This is a genomic window from Brevibacillus centrosporus (assembly GCF_003710815.1).
GTDB lineage: Bacteria > Bacillota > Bacilli > Brevibacillales > Brevibacillaceae > Brevibacillus > Brevibacillus centrosporus.
On record NZ_RHHP01000028.1, the window covers coordinates 1 to 19,750 of the forward strand.

Genomic DNA, 19,750 nt, shown 5'->3' on the forward strand with positions numbered 1-19,750 from the left:
AACAATTGGGGTGCAGTTCAACCTGAGCGGTTTTCAATTTCTCGTGCTTGCTTAGGAAGCTTCCTGTACAGCTTTTTCCTCAACGGATGGCTGCAAATTTTTATTCGTATGAACCAGCAGGATATTCAGAATGACAGCAGTCAAAGAGCCTGTCACGATGCCGTTTTGCAGCAGCATTTTTGCCATTTCAGGCAGCTGGTCAAACATGCTAGGAACAGCAGCTGAGCCCAAGCCTACTGCGATACTGCAAGCAGCAATCAGCAGGTTTTCGTTTTGACGCAAGTCCACTTGGGACAGGATGTTGATACCTGATGCGACTACCATCCCGAACATCGCTACCATCGCACCACCCAATACGGCGTTCGGAACCACCGTCGTCAGTGCAGCCAGCTTTGGCAAAAGACCGAGAACGACCAGGATTCCACCTGCACCGATCATCACGTCACGAGACTTGATGCCAGTCAAGCTTACCAGCCCTACGTTTTGAGAGAAAGCCGTATATGGGAATGCGTTGAAAATACCCCCCAGCATAATGGCGATCCCTTCACCGCGCAAGCCTTTTACGACATCCTCTTTCCTTACGTCTTTGTTCGTCACCTTCCCAAGGGCAAAATACACGCCTGTGGACTCAGCCATGCTGATGATGTTTACCAGAATCATGGTAATGATCGCGACGATGCTAAACTGTGGTGTACCGAAATAGAAAGGCTCTACGATGCTAAACCAGGAGGCCGACACCACATTGGCGAAGCTGACCATCCCCATAAAATACGCGACTACTGTACCGGCAATCAAGCCCAGCAAAACGGAAATTGCACGGATAAATCCTGTACACAGACGATTGATGAGAAGAATAATAGCAAGTGTGCCCAATGCCAGGAGCAGATTGCGCGGAGCCCCAAAGTCTGGCATGCCTTGACCGCCAGCTACGTTGTTCATAGCGACGGGAATCAGGGAAAGACCGATAATCGTAACGACCGAGCCCTGTACAACCGTTGGGAAGAAGCGAAGCAGCTTACCGAATAAAGGAGCTGCCAAAACCACAAATATACCGGATATAATAATGGCGCCATACGCGGTTGCGAGATTGGTCTGCGAGGCGATCGCAATGATCGGTCCTACCGCTGTGAACGTACAGCCCAGCACAACCGGCAGGCGAATCCCCGTGTATTTCGTACCGAGTACCTGCAGCAAGGTAGCGATCCCGCAGGTAAACAGGTCAGCTGCGATCAAATAAGCGATTTGCGCCGGAGTCAGATGAAGAGCTCCCCCGATGATCAAAGGCACAACGACTGCTCCCGCATACATGGCCAAGACGTGCTGCAAGCCCAAAGTTATCACTTTTTGTTTGGATAACATACGATTGTTTCTCTTCCCCTCTATCTATTTGTTTTAAACGCGTGTTGCAGCTGGTTCAATGAAATGAATATGTTCCGGAGACATGGATTCGATGCGTGCCAAAGACTCGATGCGAATGCCCTCTTTTTCGAGCAATCCGCGGCCTTCCTGAAAGCTTTTCTCGATGACTGCACCGATACCCACGAGATGTGCGCCTGCGTCTTTCACAATCTGCGTAAGTCCTACGAGAGCGGCACCTGTCGCCAGGAAATCATCGACAATCAAGACGCGATCCTCTGCCTGCAAATACTGCTTGGACACGCTGATTTGATACGTTTCTTGTCTGGTGAACGAGTGAACGGGAGCCGAGTAAACCTCCTCGGTCAAGGTAACCGCCTTTTTCTTTTTCGCGTAAATAAACGGTACGCCTAGTGCAACCGATGTTGCCAAGGCGAAGTGAATGCCACTTGCCTCTATCGTCACGACTTTGGTCACCTTTTCATCCGCAAACAGTTCCGCAAATCGTTTCCCAATGTTCATGGTCAGCTGCGGGTCGACCTGATGATTCAAAAAGGCATCCACTTTCAATACGGATGCAGACAGTACCTTACCGTCACGAATAATGCGCTCTTGCAGTTCTTTCATCTATGTTCCTCCTCCACGAATAACAACCGCCTGAAAACAATTAGAAAACTTGGCTCCGCCAAGCTTTTGTGGCGGAGTCTTAATTGCACTTATACTGGCTAAGAATTTTATAAATTCTTACTGTATAAGGAAAGCCCAGAGTGAACAGATCACAGGGTGGCAGTAACGAAAATACCAACTCCAAGTGAAATCTGTCCCCTCTGGGCTTGTTTTGCCAGGGTACAGCACGCTATTCAAAGCGCGGGCGTCACCAAATCAAATTCTTTTTATCAGTAAGAAGCCTGAATAGAAAAGAATCGTGACGTTCTCTCACTCGTAGTCAGGCGATTTACGGTCACCCGGTAGAAACTGTTGGGCCTTATTCCCAAAATTATACGAGCTTGCATATGCTTTTTGGATATTGACCAATCTATCATATCAGGCAGCCTACGGGCAAGCGTTAATTTTTGAAAGTCACTTCCGCCGCTCAAGCGTTGGAAAACATGGAAAGAGCCCCCGATTTTCGAGGGCTCTCTCTTTATCGCTTCGGCTTGCGCTGCCGCATCTGCACATTGATTTTTTTCCATTTATCCTTTTCAGCTGCCTGCAATCTCGCGTCTTCCTTGCGTGCCAGATGGGCCAGCTCCCTTTGCAGCTTGAGATAGCTGTCAAAGCGCGCTTTTTCCAGAGAACCATCCTCGATCGCTTCCCGCACCGCGCAGCCTGGCTCGCGCATATGCTGGCAATCCCCAAAGCGGCAGGACTGTCCGAGTGTCTCGATGTCATCGAACGCACCACGGAAGCCTTCATCTGCTTCCCAAAGCTGCAGCTCGCGCATGCCCGGCGTATCGATCATCAATCCCCCGCTCGGCAATAAGAACAGCTCCCGGTGCGTCGTCGTATGACGGCCCCGGTCGTCCCCTTCCCGCACCTCGCTCACTTTCTGCATGTCGGTGCCACTCAGCTTGTTGATCAGAGTGGATTTGCCTACTCCGGAAGAGCCCATAAGTGCAATGGTTTTGCCTTCCGAAAGATAAGGGGCCAGCTCCTCCAAGCCTTCGCCTTGCTCGGCACTGACGACGTGCACGGGTACACCGATCGCGATGGATTCCACTTCGCGCATTCGTGCGTCCAGATCGTCGCACAAATCGGCTTTGCTCAGTACGATGACAGGTGAGGCTCCGCTTTCCCAAGCGAGAATCAGATAGCGCTCCATCCTGCGAATGTTAAAATCGTTGTTCAGAGCGTTGACCAAAAAGACCGTATCCACGTTTGCCGCCACGATCTGTTCTTCCACGTTGTCGCCAGCGGCCTTTCGTGAAAACTTGCTCTTCCGTGGTAAAACGGCGTGAATCGTCGCTTTTTTCTCTACTGCACGTGGACTGATGACGACCCAGTCCCCGACAGCCGGATAATCCTCGCGGCCTGTCGCTTCATATCGCAGCTTTCCTGTTACCTCGCCCAAGAGCTCGCCATGCTCGCCAAGCAGGCGATAGATCCGTTTATGTTCCAGTGTGATGCGTCCCACACTGTAGCCTTGTTCGGCATAAGGGGCAAAATGATTGGCAAAAGCCTCATTCCAGCCCAAAGTTTGTAAGGTTTGTTGTACTTGTTGATTCACGAATGGATTCCCCCTGCGAATGGTTTCATACATTGGCTTTTGGCCATACCAGTCACAGTCGAATCCTCAAATCAAAACCGTTATTGGAGTTCGTTTGAAAGGAGGATTCCTGTGACCCCGATTGCTACAATCTCTATCAATTTTGTGCTTGCCATAAAACATCTCTCCTTTTCAAACCGAATGATCCAGTTTGTTGATGATTTCCCAGCTATTGTACCACGAAATACTACGGTTGCAACAGGCTCAGTCGCCTCCGCCTCCGCCGTCGCCGCCCCCGCTGTCAGATCCCCCATCGCTGTGACTGTGCCCGTGACTATGGCCATGCCCCCAGCCACTATCGGAATCATCTCGGCGCGGGTCACTATCGACGTAATACGGTGTACCGCTGTCAGTTGACGAGTGGGAACGCCCACGTCCACCCTTCTTTAAAGAAGAGCTCACTACCACCATCAATATGATAAACATGAACACGACGATAATGAAAACTTCCATCGTCTCCACTCCCTTCTGCGTCCAATCTTTGAACGTCCGTTGTCCCTTCAGTATACCATGTTTCCCAGCATAGAATGGAATGGACTGTCATTTCAGGAGGAGAATGGTGGAGCAGCACTCGCTAGCCTGCGGTCAGGTCCTCTGCTGGTGCTACCGCCAATATATTCGCTACGGCAAACACGCGATACGCATTCCGCGCGTAGCAGTAGGCCTTCATGCGCTGGCCCATCGCATCCAGCTCTAGAATTCGTACGACTCTCCTGCTGGTTTCCCCGTTCTTATCAAGGTAGATCATCTCGATGATTTGCTGTCTTCGCCAATATTTGTTCAGTTCACGAATCATCAGGTTGTCACCGCCATTTCTTCTGTATGAACATCATATCATCCAGAACGCTTGTTCGCAAGTTTTGTTCTCATTATATGCGAACAGACAATAAAAAAAAGACAAATGCCCAAAAGAGCATCTGTCTTTTTCTGTTGCTTTTATGATCTACGCACGGCTTTTCCGTACACGTAAAGGATCGGGGACAATAGAACTGCTGCCACGATCAACGACGCCCGCACAGATATTCGACTACCGACCCAGCCCACTGCCGGTCCTCCCGCGGTCTGTCCTAACGCATTTGACTGACTGAGCATGGAGAGGACAGTCGCTCGGACATTGCTGGGGATATTCATATTCAGCCACGTATCGTACAAGGGGCTGCTGATGGCCTCGATCAAGCCGATCAAAAGCAAAGCTGCGAGCGCCCACCAGAAGCTCGGAGACAGCGCAAAGAACAAAATCGCAAGCAGCCGCAAGAACGTGAGCATGAACATACCCGTCATGACGATTCGCTCATTGTTGATATCCAGCCATTTTTCCGTGAGCTTGACCGCAATCAAGCCAAGAAAAGCAGTGGCGACCGCCATCACTCCGAACCAGACAGCCATCGAAAGGGGAATGGCAGCAGGAAAGCCGATTTCCCGAATCAAATGAGCTTCCCGCAGCCGATCATAGCCTTCTGAGGAAGCACCGCTAAAAAGCGTTACGATCAAGATCAACAGCAGGATCGGCTGCGCACGCACCACCTGCACGCCCGTTAGCCACGTTGTTTTCATTTCCTGCCACGCGGTGGAGCCTGCCTCCCGCATGCGGGGCATAAAACCCGTTTCTTTCATAAAAAGAATCAAAAGCAACCCGAGGGCCATATACATCAAACCGCCTACGAAGTAAGGAAGCTGCGCTCCCTGCGTCGACAGATAGACGCTGAGGCCAATCCCTGCCATCGTTGCCACAAGCGAGACCCGCTTTGCACGCATGAACAGGCTCCCTAATTGCTCCTCTCCTGCCTCATCTGCGATCCACGCCGTATCCGCACCGCTGATAAAGGTATGACCGACCCCAAAAAGGACTTGAGCCAGAAGCACCCAGCCGAACATCGGAAGGAGTGGAGGCGCCCCCGCAAGCGAGCCCATCACTCCCTGCAGGACGAAGCCGCTGCCCAGCACAAACATCCCAATGATCATGGACAGGCGCCGGCTATACGTATCAGCCACCACCCCCGTTACTCCTTCGAACAGAACCACGGTAAGCTCCAAAACGGTCCCTACAACCAGGAGCTCCAAAGGGGATAATCCCAGCGTCGCCACATAGAAAATGGCGTACGTGGTAAACATCGTCGAGTTGGCAAGAGCCGTGGTAAAACGCATGAGCATATACAATTTTGTCGCATTCATCTTCATAGGAACAATATCCGCCCTTATTTAGGCAGATCGACACGTTCCGTTTTCTACCTACTGCTGCAAAAGCGTACGTGTCGCTCTACCGCCAAATTTTTCTTTCTTTATTGGGTGAGTTGCAGCTGTTTTGGATACTAACATGATTCATACACCTCCGAGAGTAGTTAGCTCTATTATAAGGAATTTTCCTTTTTTGACGAGATCAGGTTTTCGTCCGACAAAAAAACCGTGCAGATCGATGATCCACACGGCCTCTTTTGATGCTTATGCTTTTTTACGGAACAGGCTGACAATCGATAGGAGAAGAGCCAATCCTGACAGCACGATTGGAAGCGTATTGCTGCTTCCTGTCGCAGCCGCAGCTCCTTGCTCTGCAGCAGGCGCGGTCGCGGCAGCTTGGCCTGGCTCGTGCCCTGCTTCACCTGCTCCCTCTTTGATCGTCGTCAACGATGCTGGTGTCTTTGAATCCGGCGCTCCGGTCCATTCCACTACTTCGCCATCCGCATAAGTTTGGTAAGCCTTCCAGGACAGAGTGCCCGCTTCTTTCGGGTTGGCTCCCACGAACGCAAACTCTGTAAACTCATGCGCCTTGATCCCACCCTCTGTCGCAGTCCAGACCAATGCTGTGTTGCGGCCGTCCTTATCTTTTTCAAACGCATAGCTCCAGCCGGGGATAGGCTGAACGGTGCTTACCTTCACGTTCGCCGGGAATTCCAGCTTGACCTTTATGGTATTCACGTCTTTTTCAACGGGTACTCGCACGGTGTATTTTTCATAGGCACCCGTTGTCGTTTCTTTCGGATAGACGTTGACGTGTGCCTGCGCAGCTGTCGCGAACGTCAAAATCGCACCTGCCATCAATACACTGCTCATCCATTTTGTTGCTTTCATCGAAAACCCCTCCTAATGTTGGTGCTGATGTATTACAGTTGTAGCCGAATCGGTTGTGCTTGAATCAACGGTAGTCGGATACTGCGTCTGGCTCATCCACATTCCCGCCAGGATGGCCACGATCCCTAATGCCACTTCCCAACGCAACAGCAGCGGGCGCAAAGCATTCTTTTGACGCCAATTCTTTGTTTGCCAAAAGGCGATCACCAGCATGACACATACAGCTGCCACCTTTCCATAAAACAGGTAGCTCCACGTAAGCGAGCTTTGGAAAATAGCGATCACATTCGTCTGAATGCCAAGCATCGCAATGCCAGTCAGTACGGCCAAAAGCGATGCAACGGCTACTGTCCGCAAAAAGAAGGCTTTGAATCCCTCGTTTCCCCGCTCTGCCTGCCTGTAAGTCAGAAGCAAGTAGAAGAGTGCCCCCATCCATAAGGAGACTGTCAGCACGTGCAGAACTCTGAGCAAGAGAGACAGCCATACCGGTGATATGCCCCAGGCGTGTCCTCCAAATGCTTGTGTGCACAACAGCGCCAGCCACAGAATGACATACCATCCGCTCACCATGCCCGGGATCGCAAGCAAAATCAAGAGTCCAAGCGAGACCAGCAGCATCATCGCAAAGGAAGATTGCATCAGGACGGACCAGCTTCCTTGCCACAGCGCATCTGTCAGTGACACAGCGGCGAGTGATTCATCGTAGAGGAACCAGAGGAAGACCAGTCCAATGATCGCCAGTCCCCAGCCGATCTGTCTCATGATACCCAGCAGTTTGCCGAACGAAGGGAGGCCGTAGCGCTCTCCTCTCCATGCCAACAGGTACAATCCACCGCCCAAAAGAAGAATGCCTTGAGTCAGATACCGATACACAATCAAATAAGAGCTGTCAGATTTTTGGGCAGTTGGATCTACCACGGAAGCACTTTTTTGTCCGATCGAAAACGTCAGTCTTTCTTCCACCGGATGACCGTCCTCGGAGACGACCGAAACGATCGCCGTGTACGTCCCTTCCGGCAGATCGGGCAATTTCGCATTCACTTGAGAAGCGTCCCCAGGCTGCAGTGTTGGCGCCTCCAGCTGGACCTCTTCACCCTTCCAGTTGTACAAATGTATAGCTACCAGATCCGGCTCCAATACTTCTGTAAAGCGCATGGAGATCTGGCCAGGGTTGGCTTGCAGAACTTCATTGTCTTTTGGCTGGCTTCCCATTAATCCGGCATGTGCCTGGACCGCTGCTGGTGTCACGCTCAGCACGAGGAACAGAGCCATCCAGAGTAAGGCTACGTATCGTTTCACGCTCATCACCATCCACTTTTGTTGCATAGCCTTTTCACAGGTTATATCGTACCAGACTTGACTCTACGGCCATATGGCTCAAACGGGCTATCTGCTGTGACGAATTGTTGAAACAGCTGTGAAAACGCAAAAAAGCGCTGATGGGGTGGTTCCACACAGCGCACATGTCCGTGATTTTCCTATTCTTTTCGCAGATTGAGCTGCCAGGAAACACCATATTGATCGGATATCCACCCAAAGCTTTTGCTGATCGGCGTCGAGGAGAGCGGCATGAGAACAGCACCACCTTCGGACAGCTTGTGGTAAAGATGCTCAATTTCTTGCTCGGTGTCGCACTCAACGAACAGGGACATGGCGGGCGTAAAGCCAAATTCGTGTTTGACGATGCTGTCAATGCACATAAACGTCTGATCTTTCAGCGAAAACGTCGCATGCATTACGCTCCCCTCTGCTGCCCCCGCATCTGATCCAAATCGATGAATCGTATGTATTTCAGCACGCTCAAAAACAGATACATAAAAGTTCATTGCCTCTTCTGCCTGACCCGCAAACATAAGGAATGTCGTAATCTTCGCATTTGTCACTTCCTACACACCTCCAGCTTCATCAAGACATGTCCGAAATTGTATTCATAAACGCTAGAATTCCCTCGATCTGCTAGCGTCATCCCTGCATATTCTACTATCTCACCCGTCTGTTTTCGCTGTCTAGTAATAAATAGGAAAGAAAGGAAGACGCCCATGAGAGATCCTCACGGGCTTTCCCTTCTTCTAATGATTCTAGTCTTTAGGGCCTGCTATTGCGGATGACGCGGTTGGTCGTTGTCGTACCATTGATCCGGTGACGATGACCACGAGTGATCTGGGTGAGAACATTTACTCGATGGAAATGGTTGGGTCCTCCACCAAAAGGACCTGTGCCATTAATCGAGAGACCCGTTTGTCCAAAATACAAATGGCGATGTCCGTCTGTTGTCGTTGTGATTGCACGGAATAGGTGAAAATGCGATCTTTGGCTCGGTACTCGCACCACGATGTCAGACACATTGCTGAACAAATGACGGTGATTGTCAACCAGCGACGTTACCCCCTCCATGCGGTGGCGTACTCGGTTCACGCGGGAGGCTTGTGTTTTGCGGAGCTTTTTCTTTGCGATGGGTAATCCCTCCTTTTTGCAAGAACTACTCTATCGTATGAACAAGCTGTGACTTGGCAACGGCGTATGACGGCTAGAAATTCGTACATCTTTGTCCGACTCCTAGTCGATTGAACACAAAAAAGAGACTGGCACATCGTCCAGTCTCGGTTCTTCCGATTATCGGCCACTCTTCATTTCTGTCCAGTAGCGATCGTATTCTTGCAAGGCATCTCCTACATCGACGAGCCACTCCGCACGAGCGATGTCCGCCTTGTCGAGGAAGATCATTTTGTTGGAACGGTATTCCTCGCTATGCAGGGAGTACGCTTGCTCGTTCGGGTTGCTGTAGCCGATCGACTCGTAGTTTTTCACACTGACTTGTGGATCCATCAAGTAGTCGATGAATTTTTCTGCCAGTTCCTTGTGCTTCGCGCCTTTTGGAATGGCCAGGGTATCTGCCCAAATAGTCGCGCCTTCTTTTGGAATCACGTATTCCACATCCGGATTTTGCGCGTGGATGAATGCTGCGTCACCGGACCAAACGGTACCGATCCAAGCTTCTTCCGCGATCATTTTTTGCTTGATGTTGTCGGTATCAAATGCCACAACGCCTGGTACCAGCGTTTTGAGATCCGCGAATGCTTTTTCCAGCTCCCCTTTATCCTTGGTGCTGTTGGAGAAGCCGTTTTTGATCAAAGACATCCCCATGACTTCACGAGGGTCGTTCAAGAGAATCACGCGGTCTTTGTATTTTTCGTTCCACAGGTCTGCCCAGCTCGTAGGGGCTTCCTTGACGAACTTTTTGTTGTAGGCAATCCCTGTAATACCCCAAGTGTACACGACGGAATGCTTGTTGTCCGGATCAAACGGAGGTGTCTGGAAGGTAGACACGATGTTTTTCATATTCGGGATGGCTTCCTTGTTCAAGTCCTCCAACAGGCCGAGCTGAATCATCGTAGCGACCATGTAGTCGGAAGGCTGGATCAGGTCATAGCCCGAAGCGCCCGCTTGAATCTTCGCCAGCATTTCTTCGTTGCTGCCGTATACGTCATAGTTGACCTTGACGTTGTACTTCTGTTCAAAATCCTTGATGACGTCTGGATCAAAGTTATCGGCCCAGCTGTAGATGTTGAGCACTTGCTCTTCTTGCTTCTCCGATGACGATGACGAACAACCAACAACAGTCAATGCGAGTGCGGCGGACAAAGCGCCGATCATGAGGGACTTAAAACGTTTCATTTTCTCCTCCAGGCCTCCAAATCAATATGTGATAGTCTTCGAATCTTTACGTCGGAACAGCTCGGCGATAATGACCAAGAGCACGGTGCAAACAATCAGCATCGTGGACAGGGCATTCACTTCTGGCGATACGCCCCGTTTCACCAAGCCATAGATATACAATGGCAGCGTCGTAGAGTTTGGACCCGCCACGAAAAAGGAAATGATGAAGTCGTCCAGCGACAAGGTAAAGGACATCAAAAAGCCTGCCACGATTCCCGGCATAATCAAGGGAAGGGTCACATGACGGAGCGTTCCCCAAGGAGTCGCGCCCAAGTCTTGAGCAGCTTCCTCCAGCTCCTTGCCCATGTCAGCCAGTCGCGCGTTGATAATAACCATCACGTACGGCATGCTAAACGTGACATGCGCCATGATCAGTGTACCTTTCCCGAGCTCCATATGAACCTGGCTGAACAACACGAGCAGCGCTAGACCCATCATGATTTCGGGGATGACGATCGGCAAGTAAATCAGGCCGTTGACAAACGTCCGCCAGCGCAGCGAGTAGTGCTTGATCGCCAGGGCCGCAGCCGTACCGAGAACGGTAGCCAAAACGCTGCTGATAATCCCGATGGTCATGCTGTTTGCGAGCGCCGCCATAACCTGCCTGTTATCAAACAAAGAGAGGTACCACTTCCATGTAAAACCGCTCCACACGGCATTAATCCGTGAATCATTGAACGAGTAGAGCATCAAGATCGCAATCGGCAGATACAAAAAGACCAGCATCAGCCAGGAATAGCCCGATAATACGTTTCTGCGCCATGTTTTCATGCTGTCCCCTCCTTCTTCTCGCTAGCTTTGGTCGCTTTGAAGAACAGAAGGATCAAGAGCATCGACAACAGCATCAAAACAATGGACAGGGCTGAACCAAACGGCCAGTCACGCGCAGACAGAAACTGGTTCTGAATGACGTTCCCCATCAAAGCAGACTTTGCCCCCCCCATGACATCCGGAACCACGAACATCCCGATAGAGGAAACAAAGACGAGAATGGAGCCTGTCACCACACCAGACTTGGTCATGGGCAGTGTCACGTGCCAAAAGGCCTTCCACGGCGTCGCCCCCAGATCGTATGCCGCTTCCAGCTTGCGTCGATCCATTTGCTCGAGGGACACATAAATGGGCAAGACCATGAAGGGAACGAGTGTGTACACCATCCCGAGCATCACGGAACCCGAGTTGTACAGCAACGGCAGTGGCTCGCTAATGATCCCCAAGGATTGCAGGATCGTGTTCACTACGCCTTGCGAGCGCAGGATGATGACCCAAGCATAGGAGCGGACCAGAAAGTTGATCCAGAACGGAATCATCACCAGCAAAAGCCAAATCTGCTGTTTGGAACGCTCCAATCGGGAAATGTAATAGGAAAGCGGATACCCGAACAAGATCGACAGCACCGTTGTCAGAATAGCCACGACAAATGTGTCCCAAAAAATCTGCCCGTACAGGGGATCCACTATACGGATGTAGTTGTTTGCCGTGAACTCATAGACAACTTGCCCGTATGTTCCTCTTTTCCAAAAAGAAAGCATGACAATCAGCAGCATCGGCAAGACGAAGAGCGCACCCAACCACAACAGTGCCGGAAGCGCGAGAAGTTTCGTCGGTTTTTTGTTTAACAAGGCAACTTCACCTCGTCTGCCTGTGACCAGCCAATCGCCACGAGATCGTCCACCTGCCAGTCGAGACCGTCACCCGCATACTGATGGGCCATGACGACCTGATCTTGTCCATCGAGACGGATAAACACTTTGCGCAAATTCCCGAGGAACACCGCGTCCGTAATTTTTCCTTTGCAGCGATGCTTGCCTGGCTGCTCATCTGTCCGGTACAGCTTGATCTTTTCCGGTCGCACAGCTGTACACGTACTTGCCTGGCGGAAAATGTTGTTCTCGCCAATGAAGGTCGCTACAAACAGCGTCTGAGGTGTGTTGTAGATCTCTGCAGGAGAGGCAATCTGCTCTATACGCCCTTTGTTCATGACAGCGATCCGATCGGACATCGCCATCGCTTCTTCCTGGTCATGCGTTACGTAAATAAACGTAATACCGAGGTTCTTCTGCAGGTTTTTCAGCTCCAGCTGCAAGCTTTTGCGCAGCTGATAGTCCAGTGCACCCAAAGGCTCGTCCAACAGCAGTACACGAGGGTTGTTAATGATCGCTCGAGCGATCGCCACCCGCTGCTGCTGACCGCCAGACAATTGCTTCGGCGTCCGTTTTCGCAGCTCTGTCAGCTGTACGTACTGCAGCACTTCTTCCAGGCGGCGCTTCTGTTCTGCTGCATTGACCTTTTTCATTTTCAGTCCGAATAGGATGTTCTGCTCCACATTCATATGCGGGAACAAGGCGTATTGTTGGAACACCATGTTCATGTCGCGCTGATACGGCGGTACATGCCCCAAAGGCTTTCCATCCAGAAAAATGTCTCCCGAGGTAGGCTCCTCGAAGCCTGCAATCATCCGCAGCAAGGTTGTTTTGCCGCAGCCGCTCGGACCCAGTAAAGTCAAAAACTCCCCTTCTTCGATCGTGAGCGATAAAGGGGGAACTACTACTGCTTCTGCGAATCTTTTTTCAATTGTATCCAGATGTATAATCGTTTTCATTCGTTCATTCCACCATATGTCATCATACTCATAGCAATCTAGGTTACTATATCGAATATGATGCGTTTTGTAAACAGTTTCAAACCCTCCTTGCTCAATTTTTCCTCGTTCCCCGGTAGGAGATGAAGCACAAAAAGGCCGAGCCCCTGCATGACTATGGGCCCGGCTTATTTATGCATTTCTCCTTATATGGACGCAGATGTCGGTTTTGGTGCAGACCTCTTGGCCTTCATACCGAAGTAGTTCGTGCCGATCACCCCCGCTATAATGAGCAAGCCTCCCAATAGATGATAGAGAGATAGCTGCTCCTGCAAGAATAGGACACCTGCCACGACCGTAACCAAGGTAGACAGGTTGTTGAATACGCTCAGCCTGGAAGCTTCCAGCTTCGACAGGGCAAAGTTGTTCAATAGGGAGGTCACAAGTGACGAGAGAATCCCCAGAAACAGAATGGAGGCGAGGAACAACGGATTTTCGAGAGGCGCCCAAAACGAGCTCAGCTCTCCCGCAGCCAGATGCCGAGAAACCGCCCACCCATTAAAGAATAGAAACCCGATCAGTGACACCATAAAGGTGATGTCTATATAATGAAAGCTTCTAGTCATTTTTCGAGCCAGCACGCTATACCCCGCCTGAGACAAGGCAGATAACAGGATCAAGACCGTTCCCAGACTGCTTCCTGCACCTACCGCCCCGCCTTTCATCGCAAGCATGTAGATGACCCCAGACACCGACAAAAGGGTAGACGCCTTCTGCAGCCAGGTTGACGCTTCCTTTAAGAGAAAGCTCGCCATCAGCAAGGTGAAGATCGGGACAGTTGCCTGGATGATCCCCGCTTCCGATGACGTCGTATACACCAGCCCGAAGGCTTGCAGGGTGAAAAACAGCGTTGGATACAGAACAGCCAAAGGCAATAAGGCACCGATCTGCTTCGGTTTGATGGTCAGCCTCACCCAGCCCCCGATCCGGATATCTTTCCGTATCTGGACTTTCAGCATTGCATCAACAAGGCCATCGAGACGTACAAAAATGATTTGTTTGTTTACGGAACCGCCCAAGGTCTACCCACTCTCATTCCCGTCCTGCAAAAGCTTTTGGCGAATCACCAAGTCTTTGCGCAGCCTTCTCATATTGTCGTCACGTCTGGCGTACAGCAAGCCTTGGCGCTCTTGGCGACGATTCCTTTTCCCAACGGCAAAACGAACATCTTGATCGAGCAGCCAGGCTACCATCTGCTGATCGAATACTTGGAGACGCACAAGCTTCCGGTCATGGGCATCAAACGCACTAGGGCGGGGCTGGATCTCGATGAATTGGAGCAGCTCTTCCGCAGCGAGAGCATCAAGTTTTTTTACACGATGCCGCGCTTTCACAGTCCATTGGGTACCACCTACTCCCAGCAAGACAAAAAAGCGATCGTAGAGCTTGCCAAGAAATACGATGTATATATTGTGGAGGACGATCACCTCGCCGATCTCGAGCAGGACAGCAAAGCCGATCCGCTTTTCTCCTACAATCGCTCTGGGCATGTTATTTATTTGAAAAGCTTTTCCAAAATCATTTTTCCCGGGCTGCGCTTGGGAGTCGCCGTCATTCCCGAGTCCCTCAAGGATAGCTTCAATCACTTCAAAAAGCTTCTCGACATCGACAGCTCCATGCTGTCTCAGGCGGCCTTAGAGATTTATGTAAAGAGCGGGATGTTCGATAGGCACAAACAAAAAATACGCACTTCCTACGACCGCAGGGCAAGGCTTTTGACAGATTCCCTGATTCGCGAGCAGGCAAGGACTGATGGCCTGTTTCGCTTTCCTATGATGAAGCACCCCGGCATTCATACGCATCTCGTCCTAAATGAGCCGTTATCTGTTTCTCGCCTCGTTCCAGTCCTGAAAAAGCAGTTCATTCTGGTCGAATCCATAGACAGGCACTACTTGTCTGACTTTCCCCGCGAAAACATCCTCAAGCTAAACGCCTCTACCGTAAAAGAAGAGCGGATCGAGCAGGCAGTCGAGCAGCTGGTCGAAGTGCTGCACAAAGCTCAGCGGTAATTCCGATTTCTCTGCTTACGAAAAAAAGAGGATTCGCTTCATCGCGAATCCTCGGTCAAGCATCAGCCGCTTGCTATTATTCGGTTCCCTTCGTCACTTTAATTTCACCATCCACGACATCGACGCTGATCCGGGAAATTTGCTCTTCCTCCATCACCAGATCCGCAATGCCGTCCTCGACGTACTGCTGAATGACCCTGCGCAGCGGTCTTGCCCCGAATGCTGGATGATAGCCTTTTTCCGCCAGCATGGCTTTGGCTTCCGCGGAGATCGTCATTTCCATTCCTTGGTCGCTCAAATTCGCCATGACATCCTGCAGCAAGACATCCACGATCTTCACCAGATCTTCTTTTTGCAAATGGTTAAAGGCGATAATACCGTCAAAGCGGTTGAGAAACTCCGGTCGAAAGTACGCGCCCAGCGACTCCAAGACTGACACAGGCTCAGGAGTTTTGGCACCAAAGCCCACGGAAATTTTCCGCTCACTTACCCCCGCGTTGCTCGTCGCAATAATCACTGTGTCTTTGAAAGTGACAGTGCGGCCTTGGCTATCTGTCAATCGTCCATCCTCCAGAATTTGCAGGAACATGTTCTGAACGTCCGGATGCGCCTTTTCGATCTCATCTAGCAAGATGATGCTGTACGGATTGCGGCGTACGCGCTCTGTCAGCTGTCCCGCCTCTTCGTGACCGACGTAGCCAGGAGGGGAACCGATCAGTTTGGACACCGAATGCTTTTCCATGTACTCACTCATGTCCAGCCGGATCATCGAATCGCGCGTACCGAACAGCTCTTCTGCCAATGCTTTGGTCAGCTCTGTCTTCCCTACGCCAGTCGGTCCGACAAACAGGAAGGACGCGATCGGTCTGTGTTTCGGTTTCAGTCCGGCCCGGCTGCGGCGAATCGCTTTGCCTACCTGTGTTACTGCCTCGTTTTGACCAATGACTTTGCGTTCCAGATTCTCCACCAGATGCTTCATTTTCGTCTGCTCATCGCTCTGCAGCTTCTTCACCGGAATCCCTGTTTTTTGCTCGATGATTTCCTGAATATCCTCGACGGAAACGACTGCATGATACTCGGAACTGTCCTTCGTATCGAGTGCCGCGAGGATTTTCGCTTCTTCATCGCGCAGCTTTGCCGCACGCTCGTAATCCTCTGCTTTCGTGGCGTCCTGTTTTTCGACGCCGATGGCTTTCAAGCGTGCTCTCATTTCCTCTGTATCGTTCGCAGAGGAGCGCAGATTCAGCTTCGAGCCTGCTTCATCCAGCAGATCGATGGCTTTGTCGGGGAGAAAACGATCCTGAATGTAGCGGTGCGAGTATTCCACACACGCCCGCAGTACATCGTCCGGATACGACACCAGGTGATAAGACTCGTATTTCGCACGCAGTCCCTTCAAAATCTCCAATGCCTCGTCCGTTGTAGGCTCTTTGACCATGACCGGTTGGAAACGGCGCTCCAGAGCTGCATCCTTTTCAATGACGCGATACTCTTTGAGCGTGGTTGCCCCGATGACTTGCAGCTCGCCGCGAGCCAGAGCTGGCTTCAGGATATTCCCTGCATCCATCGAGCCTTCTGCGGAGCCGGCTCCGACCAGGAGATGCAGCTCATCGATAAACAGAATGACATTTTCACGCTGCGTCAGCTCCGCTATGATCTGTTTCATTTTTTCTTCAAACTGACCACGAATACCCGTGCCCGCTACGAGAGACGCTACATCTAACGTATAGACGATTTTCCCGCGCAGCTTGGTTGGGACATTTCCCTCGACGATTCGCAGGGCCAGGCCCTCTGCAATGGCGGTTTTACCGACACCGGGCTCCCCGATCAAGACCGGGTTGTTCTTGCCGCGACGGTTCAAAATCTCGATGACGCGCTCAATCTCGCTATCCCGACCGATCACTGGATCAATGAGGCCTGCACGAGCGGCATCATTCAGATTGCGCCCCATCTTGTCGAGGATTCCTCCACGTCCGCGGTCGCTGGCTGTCGCGTTTGCAGAAGAAGCATTTCCTGCTCCCGGATTCATGGACGAAGCTTTCGCAAAGTTTTGCAGGAAATCATCCAGCCCGGAGAAGGAAGAAAAAGGACCAAAGTTCATGCCAAGTCCGATCTTGTTTGACATTTTCGCATGGCATTCGTTGCACAAATGATACTTTTGCTGCTTCCCTTGAACCTGTATATTCAAAAACACGTTTGCATTTCGTTGTTGGCATACTTCACACTGCATAAATCTTACCCCCTATACAGCGAATGTTTTTTGTGGCAATAGCATTCTCCCGCTTGTTTGCAGGATACGACGGTCAATCGCCATTGAATGTTTGACCTTTATTGACCTTCGATGTCTTTATTATAATTTGACCTTCTTTGACTTTCAAGAAGAAATGAATAGGAATTTTTTACATGTATTGATTCGCTTCCTATCCCTTCCTATAATGGTCATGAGATGAGATGAGTTAAGTCAGGGGGCATTATCATTTGAATACACTCGCATACGGACTTCTTGGACTAGTTGCTCGAACACCTAGCTCCGGCTATGATCTAATGCTCCAGCTTCAGCCATACTGGCAAGCCAAGCACAGCCAGATATACCCGCTTCTCGCTAAACTAGAACAAGAAGGGTACATGCAATTCACCCGCGTCCACCAGACAGATCGGCCAGATAAAAAAGTGTATTCCATAACAGAAAAGGGAGAAATCGCTTTAAAATTATGGCTGGCTGAACCTCCTGCCGAACCGGTTACCCGCGATGAAATGGTATTGAAAGCGTATTGCTTGCAGCTTACTGATGCCAAATCTGCACGAGCCTTGTTCACGAGTCGGATCGAACAATGCAAGGAACATATGCAAATGTATGAACATGTCATGCAAGAGATGGAGCAACAATCAGATGGACATCCGAACGATCCGAACCACCCTGCTTTCAGTGATTACATATTGCTCTCGTGGGGTGTCCGCCGCATGAAGGAAGATGTGAAATGGTGTGAGTGGGTTCTCGAATTGCTGGAGAAACGAAAAGACTAATCGAGCAGACTACAAGAAGCCAACATTCCCATGTGGACTGTTGGTTTTTTTCTCGTAGTGGACATCCTAGTTAAATATGTTCATGATCCTAACCGAGTAAGGGGGTGCCCCTGTTGAATCAGCCAAAACTGGTTCACTTCAGCGATAAGGACTTGGATGGGGAGTCTTGTTTCATTCTCAGCCGCCTTGCCTTTCCTTCCCGAGAGATGGACCTGCGCGGAGTGACACCTTACACCGTCAATCAGGAAGTCCAAAGATTTCTGGACGAAGAGCTTTCCCGCGAAATGGAAGTCGTCATTACGGATGTCAGCGTCAACGAAGAGGTAGCCGCGCTTATACAGAAAAAAGTCAAGCAAGGGCATTTCCTTCGATTAATCGATCATCACCCGACTGCATTGCCATTGGCTTCCAGCTATGATTGGGCAAACGTAATCATCGAGGACTCAGGGAAAAAGACCTCGGCAACCAGTCTCTACTACTCCTACCTGGTCGACCAAGGCCTTTTAGCTCCGTCTGACGTTCTTAGCGACTATGTCGAGCTGGTACGCTCGTTTGATACGTGGGACTGGGATTCGTCAGGAAATATGCGGGCCAATCAGTTGAACCTTTTGTTTTACATGGTCGAGAGAGATGTCTTTGTTCAAGATGTGATCAGCCGTTTGCGCGGGGATGGCCCCGATCAGGACCAATTTGTATTCAATGAAGTAGAGTCTGTGCTCATTTACACCGAGGAAAAAAGAATGGATGAGTTCGAACAAAAAAAGCTGAAGCAAATGAAGCATGTCGAGGTACCTCTGTTGTGCCTAATTCATAAAAGGCGTCGTACTCGGCCGTTTGATTTGGGAGTATCTCAGCCGCAGCCATATAACCGCCATTCATCTTCTCAAATGCATCGGTTCCGCTCGTTTCCAGTAGCGTCAGACGGAGCTGCTCGCTTGGCTCGAGCTTGAAACGAACTGGCTTCTCGACATCGCCAACCTTTTGAATGCCGTTATTTTTCACGGTGAATGTATAGGAGATTACGGTTGGAGTCACATATTTGATGACTTTCACTCCATCCATGATGCCTGTCTGGCCGCTGATGGATTTGTCTGTGACGATCTGCGCCGACACCTCCACCAATTCTAGAGAAGGCTTATTCGTACAGGACACTAGGGCGAAAAGACTGATCATCAGGAAGAAACCAATCAAAAGTAGCCGCTTCAACATCGTCCTCACTCCCCCCTTGCTAGGTATCAAGAAAAAAGGGCCTCACTTAGAAGCCTTCTCGTACTCTTTCAAGATTTCGTCAATAACAGCATCTACGTCTTCACCGAGCGTGCTATTCTCGCCGTCTTTGAAAGCCTTACCGCATTTTGTTTTGGTCACTTAAATGCCTGTGTAGCGGATCTCGATACTCTTGGAATCACCGAGGTAGGTTGCAAACTCCCTGTCCCCAGCGCCCTTACACAGTCATTCTGAATGGGCTTTCTTTGTCCCTGCTTATCGATGTAATAATATTTGTCAGTGATCCTCCCGTACTCCATGTCGGGCGTTGAAGCAACAAAATAGCCTTTTTCATTCATGAGATATAGGTCATTCGTTTTCTCACTCGAAGCCGAACAGCCTGTCACCGTCAGAATTGCCCATACAATCGCAACTCGCACAATCATTTTTATCGTCATGGTCTAC

19 protein-coding genes, 1 pseudogene and 1 riboswitch are annotated in these 19,750 nt (G+C 50.5%); of the genes and pseudogenes, 3 read left to right on the plus strand and 17 right to left on the minus strand.

The window, feature by feature from the left end:
• Positions 1–51: 51 nt before the first annotated feature.
• From EDM55_RS20655 to EDM55_RS20725, 15 genes are all read right to left on the minus strand, one after another.
• Entirely contained in the window at positions 52–1,359 is a 1,308-nt protein-coding gene (locus tag EDM55_RS20655) for a nucleobase:cation symporter-2 family protein (protein WP_122961271.1), read from the minus strand.
• A 33-nt stretch (positions 1,360–1,392) separates the two neighbouring features.
• Positions 1,393–1,983, minus strand: coding sequence for a xanthine phosphoribosyltransferase (locus tag EDM55_RS20660; RefSeq protein WP_122961272.1), 591 nt, complete (start codon positions 1,981–1,983; stop codon positions 1,393–1,395).
• A 296-nt stretch (positions 1,984–2,279) separates the two neighbouring features.
• Positions 2,280–2,381: riboswitch (purine riboswitch) on the minus strand.
• 119 nt (positions 2,382–2,500) lie between these two features.
• Positions 2,501–3,583, minus strand: coding sequence for a ribosome small subunit-dependent GTPase A (rsgA, locus tag EDM55_RS20665; RefSeq protein ID WP_246071033.1), 1,083 nt, complete (start codon positions 3,581–3,583; stop codon positions 2,501–2,503).
• A gap of 243 nt (positions 3,584–3,826) precedes the next feature.
• Positions 3,827–4,075, minus strand: coding sequence for a hypothetical protein (locus EDM55_RS20670; protein WP_092274644.1), 249 nt, complete (start codon positions 4,073–4,075; stop codon positions 3,827–3,829).
• Between the two features lie 121 nt (positions 4,076–4,196).
• Entirely contained in the window at positions 4,197–4,418 is a 222-nt protein-coding gene (locus EDM55_RS20675) for a WYL domain-containing protein (RefSeq protein ID WP_092274641.1), read from the minus strand.
• 140 nt (positions 4,419–4,558) lie between these two features.
• Positions 4,559–5,800, minus strand: a complete 1,242-nt coding sequence (locus tag EDM55_RS20680) for an MFS transporter (RefSeq protein WP_122961274.1) — start codon at positions 5,798–5,800, stop codon at positions 4,559–4,561.
• A 261-nt stretch (positions 5,801–6,061) separates the two neighbouring features.
• A complete protein-coding gene (locus EDM55_RS20685) occupies positions 6,062–6,688 on the minus strand; it encodes a YcnI family copper-binding membrane protein (RefSeq protein ID WP_092274635.1) in 627 nt (208 codons plus the stop codon).
• A gap of 12 nt (positions 6,689–6,700) precedes the next feature.
• Entirely contained in the window at positions 6,701–7,993 is a 1,293-nt protein-coding gene (locus tag EDM55_RS20690) for a copper resistance CopC/CopD family protein (RefSeq protein WP_246071034.1), read from the minus strand.
• A gap of 173 nt (positions 7,994–8,166) precedes the next feature.
• Positions 8,167–8,571: a VOC family protein gene (locus EDM55_RS20695; protein ID WP_092274632.1), complete on the minus strand. Its 405-nt coding sequence runs from the start codon at positions 8,569–8,571 to the stop codon at positions 8,167–8,169.
• Positions 8,572–8,773: 202 nt separating this feature from the next.
• Positions 8,774–9,103 carry a YmaF family protein gene (locus EDM55_RS20700; protein WP_139228113.1) on the minus strand — a complete coding sequence of 110 codons (330 nt, stop codon included), beginning with the start codon at positions 9,101–9,103 and terminating at the stop codon, positions 8,774–8,776.
• Positions 9,104–9,301: 198 nt separating this feature from the next.
• Positions 9,302–10,363 carry an ABC transporter substrate-binding protein gene (locus EDM55_RS20705; protein WP_092274626.1) on the minus strand — a complete coding sequence of 354 codons (1,062 nt, stop codon included), beginning with the start codon at positions 10,361–10,363 and terminating at the stop codon, positions 9,302–9,304.
• A 21-nt stretch (positions 10,364–10,384) separates the two neighbouring features.
• Entirely contained in the window at positions 10,385–11,176 is a 792-nt protein-coding gene (locus EDM55_RS20710; protein WP_092274623.1) for an ABC transporter permease, read from the minus strand.
• Entirely contained in the window at positions 11,173–12,027 is an 855-nt protein-coding gene (locus EDM55_RS20715) for an ABC transporter permease (RefSeq protein WP_092274621.1), read from the minus strand. Before EDM55_RS20715 ends, EDM55_RS20710 begins: the two co-directional genes overlap by 4 nt.
• Positions 12,021–13,007: an ABC transporter ATP-binding protein gene (locus EDM55_RS20720; RefSeq protein WP_122961275.1), complete on the minus strand. Its 987-nt coding sequence runs from the start codon at positions 13,005–13,007 to the stop codon at positions 12,021–12,023. The genes EDM55_RS20715 and EDM55_RS20720 overlap by 7 nt, the downstream gene beginning before the upstream one ends.
• Positions 13,008–13,192: 185 nt before the next feature.
• On the minus strand, positions 13,193–14,065 hold the full coding sequence (locus tag EDM55_RS20725; RefSeq protein WP_246071035.1) for a DMT family transporter: 873 nt from the start codon (positions 14,063–14,065) through the stop codon (positions 13,193–13,195).
• On the opposite strand from EDM55_RS20725, the pseudogene EDM55_RS20730 reads away from it, so the two are divergent.
• Positions 13,964–15,055, plus strand: a pseudogene (locus EDM55_RS20730) (aminotransferase-like domain-containing protein); the annotation flags it as partial. The gene EDM55_RS20725 and the pseudogene EDM55_RS20730 sit on opposite strands and share 102 nt — an antisense overlap.
• A 76-nt stretch (positions 15,056–15,131) precedes the next feature.
• Here the strand turns inward: EDM55_RS20730 and EDM55_RS20735 are convergent.
• Entirely contained in the window at positions 15,132–17,285 is a 2,154-nt protein-coding gene (locus EDM55_RS20735; protein WP_122961278.1) for an ATP-dependent Clp protease ATP-binding subunit, read from the minus strand.
• A 248-nt stretch (positions 17,286–17,533) separates the two neighbouring features.
• Between EDM55_RS20735 and EDM55_RS20740 the strand changes: the two genes are divergently transcribed.
• Together EDM55_RS20740 and EDM55_RS20745 are read left to right on the plus strand one after the other, a co-directional pair.
• Positions 17,534–18,079 carry a PadR family transcriptional regulator gene (locus tag EDM55_RS20740; RefSeq protein ID WP_092274606.1) on the plus strand — a complete coding sequence of 182 codons (546 nt, stop codon included), beginning with the start codon at positions 17,534–17,536 and terminating at the stop codon, positions 18,077–18,079.
• A 113-nt stretch (positions 18,080–18,192) separates the two neighbouring features.
• Positions 18,193–19,029, plus strand: coding sequence for a phosphohydrolase (locus EDM55_RS20745; RefSeq protein ID WP_246071036.1), 837 nt, complete (start codon positions 18,193–18,195; stop codon positions 19,027–19,029).
• Between the two features lie 414 nt (positions 19,030–19,443).
• Here the strand turns inward: EDM55_RS20745 and EDM55_RS31480 are convergent, their stop codons facing one another.
• On the minus strand, positions 19,444–19,743 hold the full coding sequence (locus tag EDM55_RS31480) for a DUF6843 domain-containing protein (protein WP_122961279.1): 300 nt from the start codon (positions 19,741–19,743) through the stop codon (positions 19,444–19,446).
• Between the last annotated feature and the right edge of the window lie 7 nt (positions 19,744–19,750).